The following is a 1,008-nucleotide window of genomic DNA, read 5'->3' as shown; positions in this document are numbered from 1 at the left end:
CGAATCTTCATAGTCGGACGCGGTCAGGCGGCCATAAATCAACGGCACCGCGATCATGTATTGAATGCAGTGATCTCGGTCGGCGGGGTTATCGAGCGGACCTTTTTTATCGATGATCCGAATTGCCGCTTCGTGCGTGCGGATCGTGATCTTCTTGATGTCTTCAACCTTCTTGCCGGTTTCCGCGAGTTTCGCGTGCAAGGTCATCGCGGCTTCCACGGCGGTTTGCGAGTGGAATTCAGCCGGGAACGAGATCTTGAAGAGCACGTTCTCCATCACGTACGAACCGTACGGGCGCTGGAACTTGAACGCGTTGCCCTTGAAGAGCACGTCGTAAAAGCCCCATGTTTTAGCGGTCAGAACCGACGGATAGCCCATCTCGCCCGTCTTCGCGATCAACGCGAGACGCACGGCGCGCGAGGTCGCATCGCCTGCTGCCCACGACTTGCGCGAACCCGTATTGGGCGCATGCCGATACGTGCGCAGCGAATGACCATCGACGAAGGCTAAAGAAACGGCGTTGATCAACTCATCGCGCGTGAGGCCGATCATCTGACCGACCACTGCCGTGGAGGCCAGTTTCACCAATAAGACGTGATCGAGACCGACCTTGTTGAACGAGTTTTCCAGCGCGATACAGCCTTGAATTTCGTGCGCCTTGATCATGGCGATCAAGACGTCTTTCATCGACAGCGGCTTCTTGGCCGTTGCCACCGCGTTACGTGAGAGCCAGTCGGCCGTGGCCAGAATGCCGCCGAGATTGTCAGACGGATGGCCCCATTCGGCAGCCAGCCACGTGTCGTTGAAGTCGAGCCAGCGGATCATTGCGCCAATGTTGAACGCAGCCTGAACCGGGTCGAGCTGGAAAGAGGTGCCGGGCACCTTGGCGCCGTTGGGGACAATCGTGCCGGGCACGATGGGTCCCATCAGCTTGGTGCATGCCGGATAAGTCAGTGCTTCGAGTCCGCAGCCGAGCGTGTCGATCAGGCAGTTGCGCGCGGTGTCGAG

At 58.6% G+C, this 1,008-nt stretch carries 1 protein-coding gene; it reads right to left on the bottom strand.

Translation table 11 applies throughout. The annotated features are described in order from the left end of the window. The coding region (locus ABH944_RS44615; protein WP_404615855.1) for a bifunctional 2-methylcitrate dehydratase/aconitate hydratase at positions 1-1,008 on the bottom strand (1,008 nt) is incomplete at both ends.

This window comes from Caballeronia udeis (assembly GCF_044909315.1).
GTDB lineage: Bacteria > Pseudomonadota > Gammaproteobacteria > Burkholderiales > Burkholderiaceae > Caballeronia > Caballeronia udeis_A.
This window is presented reverse-complemented; position numbering and strand designations above follow the sequence as displayed.